General features: G+C 73.9%; 5 protein-coding genes. 3 read left to right on the forward strand and 2 right to left on the reverse strand.

The genetic code is table 11. From position 1 onward, the window contains the following. Window positions 1-16 precede the first annotated feature (16 nt). The gene (locus tag ACFW2E_RS40320; RefSeq protein ID WP_384475105.1) at window positions 17-244 is read right to left on the reverse strand and encodes a hypothetical protein; all 228 of its coding nucleotides are present in this window, start codon (window positions 242-244) and stop codon (window positions 17-19) included. A gap of 259 nt (window positions 245-503) precedes the next feature. On the opposite strand from ACFW2E_RS40320, the gene ACFW2E_RS40325 reads away from it, so the two are divergent. Genes ACFW2E_RS40325 through ACFW2E_RS40335 form a run of 3 tightly spaced genes read left to right on the forward strand, consistent with a single transcriptional unit; the run spans window position 504 to window position 2,886 of the window. Then, entirely contained in the window at window positions 504-1,682 is a 1,179-nt protein-coding gene (locus ACFW2E_RS40325) for a MalY/PatB family protein (protein WP_384475108.1), read from the forward strand. Window positions 1,683-1,730: 48 nt separating this feature from the next. Next, window positions 1,731-2,489, forward strand: a complete 759-nt coding sequence (locus tag ACFW2E_RS40330) for a type 1 glutamine amidotransferase domain-containing protein (RefSeq protein WP_384475111.1) — start codon at window positions 1,731-1,733, stop codon at window positions 2,487-2,489. A 10-nt stretch (window positions 2,490-2,499) separates the two neighbouring features. Beyond that, a complete protein-coding gene (locus ACFW2E_RS40335) occupies window positions 2,500-2,886 on the forward strand; it encodes a PPOX class F420-dependent oxidoreductase (RefSeq protein WP_384475114.1) in 387 nt (128 codons plus the stop codon). 30 nt (window positions 2,887-2,916) lie between these two features. Here the strand turns inward: ACFW2E_RS40335 and ACFW2E_RS40340 are convergent, their stop codons facing one another. Continuing rightward, window positions 2,917-5,607, reverse strand: coding sequence for a hypothetical protein (locus ACFW2E_RS40340; protein WP_384475117.1), 2,691 nt, complete (start codon window positions 5,605-5,607; stop codon window positions 2,917-2,919). Window positions 5,608-5,619: the final 12 nt, after the last annotated feature.

A 5,619-nucleotide genomic window follows, 5' to 3' on the forward strand; every position in this document is an offset into this window, starting at 1 on the left:
CGGGTCAACAGGCAATCTATACGCCCGAGTTGATCTCCGCCGCCGCTCCCGGCCTTGTCGTCCCCGGCGAGAGCCGGGACCAGCTGCGCTCGTCGCCCCGGACCGGCTCCGCTCCCGCGTACGGCCGCAGCAGCGCGGTGAGCGCCGCGTCCCCGCGTCCGTTGAGCTCGTCCGGGACGATCTCGCGGGTGATCCCGGCGAGGAAGCCGGCGGTCCGCACCCGTGTGTCCGGCCGCGAGTCCACCGGCCGCAGCCCGGCCGGGCCGGTGCCCTCCCGCCCGGGCGGTCCTCTCGATCCAGGCGATCCGCTCCGGGTTCAGCGGGTCCTGCCGGTCGTGCACCAGGGACACGGTGACCCGCGGGGTGCTCCAGTGGGCGGCCGTTTGCACGACGGCCGGCAGCAGGGGCTTGTGCACGGGAACCAGGGCCGGGCCGGCCGCCGGCCGGGCCCGTGGACGGCCGCCCGATTCCGGCTCACTGCGCCGCCCCCTATCTTGAGCCCCATGACCAGCACCCCGCACGAGACGACAGGTGAACCGAATCCGCTGCGCGCACTGACCCTCGACCGCCTCCGGCGCCGCACGAGCATGAAATGGCGCACCTACCCCGAGGACGTGCTGCCGCTGTGGGTGGCGGAGATGGACGTACCGCTCGCCGGACCCGTCGTCCGCGCGGTCACGGAGGCTCTGGAACTCGGCGACACCGGGTATCCGGCGGGCACCGCCTACGCCGAGGCGCTGGCCGCCTTCGCCGCCGAGCGATGGGGCTGGGACGGAGTGGCGGTGGAGCGCAGCGCGATCGTGCCCGACGTGATGCTGGGCGTCGTCGAGATGCTCAAGCTGGTCACCGGACCCGGGGATCCGGTCGTCGTCAACTCGCCGGTGTATCCGCCGTTCTTCCAGTTCGTCGAGCACATGGACGGGCGGGTGCTGGAGGCGCCGCTCGACGCGGAGCGGCGCCTCGACCTGGGCGGACTCGAGGAGGCGTTCCGGCGGGCCGTCACCGGGGGCGGGCGGGCCGCCTACCTGCTGTGCAGCCCGCACAACCCGACCGGCACCGTGCACACCGCGGCCGAGCTGGCAGCCGTCGCCGCCCTCGCCGAGCGGCACGGCGTGCGGGTCGTCGCGGACGAGATCCACGCGCCGCTGGTCGCCGCCGGCACCGCCTTCGTGCCGTATCTGAGCGTGCCGGGTGCCGAGAGCGGCCTGTCGCTGATGTCCGCGTCCAAGGCGTGGAACCTGGCGGGCCTCAAGGCCGCCCTGGCCCTCGCCGGGCCCGCGGCCGCCGCCGACCTGGCCCGCATGCCCGAGGAGGTGAGCCACGGCCCCAGTCACATCGGCGTCATCGCCCACACCGCCGCGCTGAACGACGCCGGCGGCTGGCTGGACGCCCTGCTGGCGGGCCTGGACGACAACCGGAGACTGCTCGCCGCGCTGCTGACCGAGCACCTGCCCGCCGTCCGCCACCGGCCCTCGCAGGCCACCTATCTCGCCTGGCTCGACTGCCGCGCCCTCGGCCTCGGGGACGACCCGGCGCGGGTGTTCCTGGAGCGCGGCCGGGTCGCCCTCAACTCCGGGATCCCGTTCGGCACCGGCGGCGCCGGGCACGTACGCCTGAATCTGGCCACATCACCGGAGGTGGTCACCGAGGGCGTGCGCAGGATGGCGGCCGCTCTCCGGTGAACCCCACCGTCCTGACATGGACACGCGGCCGGCTGCCATCATGGGCCCATGCGCGTGCTGATGCCGGTCCCCGACCGTGATTTCGACGTGACCGAGGTGGCCGTGCCCTGGCGGCTGCTCACGGCGGCCGGTCACGAGGTGGTCTTCGCCACCGAACGTGCCGGGACCCGGCCCGCGGCCGACCCCCGGCTGCTCACGGGCGTGCTCTTCGGGCGGCTCGGAGCGGCCGAGGAGCCCAGGCGGTGGTACGAACAGCTCACCGCGGCACCGGAGTTCACGGCCACGGCCGCCTGGGCGGAGGTCCGGGTGGACGACTTCGACGGGCTGCTGCTGCCGGGCGGACACGCGCCCGGGATGCGGCAGTACCTCGGCTCGCCCGAACTCCAGCGCCAAGCCGCCCGGTTCTGGGGGCTCGGCAGGCCCGTCGGCGCGATCTGCCACGGCGTGCTCGTCCTGGCCCGCACCCGCGACCCGCGGACCGGCAACAGCGTCCTGGCAGGCCGGCGCACGACCTGCCTGCCCAAGTACATGGAACGCGCCGCCCATCTGACCACCGCCTGGCGCCTCGGCCGCTACTACCGCACGTATCCCGCGTACGTCGAGGACGAGGTGCGGTCCGCGCTGACCGGCCCGGACGCGCGGTTCGAACGGGGCCCCAGGGTGCTCACCCGGCGGGGCACCGCGACCGACGACACCCACGCGTTCGTCGTCCAGGACGGCGCCTATGTGTCGGCGCGCTGGCCGGGAGACGCCTACCTCTTCGCCCGCCGCTACCTCGAACTGCTCGGACGCGGGGCCTCCGCCTAGACTGCGTGGCATGGATGACACGTCGCTGGACCGGCTCGGATCGGGCAAGTACCTGCTGGTCACCAGTTACCGCAAGGACGGCACCCCGGTCGCGACCCCGGTCTGGGTGGTACGCGACGGGGACGCGCTCGGCGTATGGACGGCCGCCAAGTCCTACAAGGTGAAGCGGATCCGTCGCCGCGCCGACGTGCTCGTCGGGCCCTGCGACGTGCGGGGCAATCCGACCGGGGACCAGCTGCCCGCCACCGCCGAGATCGCCGACGCCGCCACGACCGACCACTATCGCGACCTCGTCGCCCGCAAGTACGGCATCCTCGGACGCCTCACGCTGTTCGGCAGCCGGTTGCGCAACGGGCGCGACGGCACGGTCGGGATCAGGGTGACCCTGACGCCCTGAGGGAGCCGCGGCTCCCCCAGGGCGGGATCTTCAGGACGCGTCCAGCACCGTGCCGTCCAGCACCAGCCCGCCGGGCAGCGGCGCGCCGTTGTCGTCCGTCTGCCCGAGGCGCACGGACTCCTCGGGCTCATGCACCCGGTCCTTGACCGTGGGCAGGGTGACATCGGCGTTCTTCTTGCCGGCCGGGATGTTCACCCACAGGTAGAGGTTCACCTTGGACAGGGGACGCTCCGGGTCGGGCGAGGCGCCGGTGGACTCCCGGAGCCAGCGCGGGTCCACGTCCTTGGTGGACAGCTCCTGCCCGGTGACCGGGACCGCGGTGAACACCGACGAGAGGTCGACGTCGGCGGCCTCGTCCAGCGACAGCCGCCACTTCAGCGTCTTGCCCTCGGCCACCCGTCCGGCGGGGGCGGTCACGGTGATCTTCGGTGCGGGGTCGTCGTTGCGGACGGTGATCCCGCCCCGGTAGGAGCCGACGACCGCGCCGTGGACCGCCTTCACCAGGATGTCGTAGGACATGTCGGCGCCGTAGCGCGTGTCGCCCTTCACCTCGACGGGCACGTCGATGTCGTGGCCGCCGGGCCGCACCGTGACGAGACGGTTCGTGGTAGCGCCGGTGACCGGGTCGACGACGTACACCCGAACCCGGCCGCTGCCCTGTCCGGAGACCTGGACCGGCACCCGGTAGGTGCGCACGCCCGCGTCGCCCTCGTCCACCGTGGTACGGCCGACGTCGACACGCGGCAGCGCGGCCTCCCGTACCGCCGGGGTGCCGGGGCGCCAGCCCCAGGCGTCCATGAGCCAGGCCTGTCCCGACCGCGAACGGGGCGTCAGTTCCAGGGACTTCACATGGCGCAGGTCGAGTCCGGCGCGGCCGGCGGCCGTCAGCGGCACCCGCACCTCGCGCGCCCAGTACGACGCGGTCCGCTCGCTGCCGGGCAGTCCGTCGACAGTCACCCGGCCGAGCTTCGCCCGGTGGCCGGAGGCGTCCGTGAGGGACACGTCCAGACGGGTCCCCCTGGAGTTCGGCGGCACGATCACCCGCAGGGCCAGTGCCTTGGCGCCGTCGAGGGAGAGGGGTGCGGCCGGCCGTACCCGCGCGGCGGAGCCGGCGGAGTTCCAGCGCAGGGCGATCGCGTGCCGCCCCGCCTCCTTGTCCGTCTCCCACATCGCGAAGTGCGGCGAGACCCCCTTGGCGCCCCGGCCCAGACAGGCGGCGGACGGGCTGGGATCCACCGCGGAGCACAGCCACCCACCGGTCACGGACACCTTGCCGTCGGGCAGGAACCCGGCACCGCGGTTCGCGCCGACCGCGTGGCTGAGCACACGGGCGGGGTCGGCGGACGGGGCCCGTCGTCCCGAACCGTCGAGCAGCGGACGCACCCGGTCGTCCTCGGCGACGAACAGCCGGGCGGCGGCCGCGATGTACGTGGAGCCGGCCTTGTGCTGCTGGTTCGCGGTCAGCCGGGTCGCGGCGTGCTTGGCGCACACCGGGTCCCGCTGGCCCGGGTCGTCCCAGAAGTCGTCCTCCGCGGGGGCCTGCGCCTGCCCCGGAGTCCACTCGCTGTTGAAGAAGTTGTGGTTGGCGCCGATGACGTAGACGGCGCTGTGCAGAGCGGTGCCCCGGCTGACCGCGCGGGTGCCGTCGACGTACACCTCGCCCTGCAGGTCGGAGACGTCACCGTCGCAGCCCGGCAGGATCGTCATCGACGGGACGTCGGGCACCGGGTTCTGGCCGAAGACCGTCGGGCCGATGAGGACGGTGCCGCTGATGTGCCAGCGCACCGGGCCGTGGTAGCCGTCCTGGTCCGCGGGCGGCGGGTACAGGCTGTCCAGCGCGGCCCGGTTCACGCCCTCGCCGCCCCGGGAGTGCCCGATCAGCAGGACGCGGGACAGGTCTGCGCGCGGTGCGTTCCGTACGATCGCCGGTGCCGTGCCGGGGTGTTCGGCCCAGTCCGCCCACTGGGCGAGATGCAGCCGCACGAGCGACGAGCGGGCCTGCGCTCCGCCGTCCTCCGCAGCGAAGTCCTGGCCGTTGATGCCGTTGGCCGAGATGGACACGGTCACATAGCCCTGGGAGGCCAGCAGCTTCTGGTCGCGCAGATATCCGCGGTGGCTCGGCACCGGCTTGGTCCCGGTCTTGCAGGGCCAGTCGCCGCTGCTGTCGCCGCGCGCGGCATAGCACGTGTAGTGGCGGCCGTGCAGGAACAGCGCGAGCGGGCGGCGGCCGGTGGCCCCCTTCGGCGCGACCACCACGGCGCGCATCTCGACCGGTGCGGGGAATCCGGGCAGGCGTACGGGCTTGAGGTTGTACTCGCCGGTCGCCGTGCGGTACGAGCCCGGCTTTCCGGGGTCGACGGAGTTGGCGGGCAGCGGGGCCGGGGGCCGCGCCGCCGAACCGACGCCGCTGCCGCCCTTGGAAGCCCCGGAGCGTTCGGCTCCCTCGGCGCCCGTGAATCCGTTCGTGCCGGAGGCGTCCAGTCTCCGCCCGCCGGACCACACTTCGAGGCTCTTGAGATCGGCGGGCCGGACCCCGTCCAGGCCGAGGCGGAAGGTGTGCTCGTCCTTCCCGGGTGCCGGGATACCCAACAGCCTCCCGCCGGAGCGGAATTCGACGCGCGCGTCACCCATGGGCACCGGTGCGGCCGACCGCCACACCAGCTGGGGCCCGGCGGGTTTCCCGGCGATCCGCCAGCCGGGCGGACGCAACACGGAGGGCACGCACCCCCACGC

This window comes from Streptomyces sp. NPDC058964 (assembly GCF_042741275.1).
In the GTDB taxonomy this organism is placed as follows: domain Bacteria; phylum Actinomycetota; class Actinomycetes; order Streptomycetales; family Streptomycetaceae; genus Streptomyces.

Bases quoted from the DNA above. Each gene is read 5' to 3' on its own strand.
- ACFW2E_RS40325 (WP_384475108.1), top strand. From the start codon at position 504: ATGACCAGCACCCCGCACGAGACGACAGGTGAACCGAATCCGCTGCGC.
- ACFW2E_RS40330 (WP_384475111.1), top strand. From the start codon at position 1,731: ATGCGCGTGCTGATGCCGGTCCCCGACCGTGATTTCGACGTGACCGAG.
- ACFW2E_RS40335 (WP_384475114.1), top strand. From the start codon at position 2,500: ATGGATGACACGTCGCTGGACCGGCTCGGATCGGGCAAGTACCTGCTG.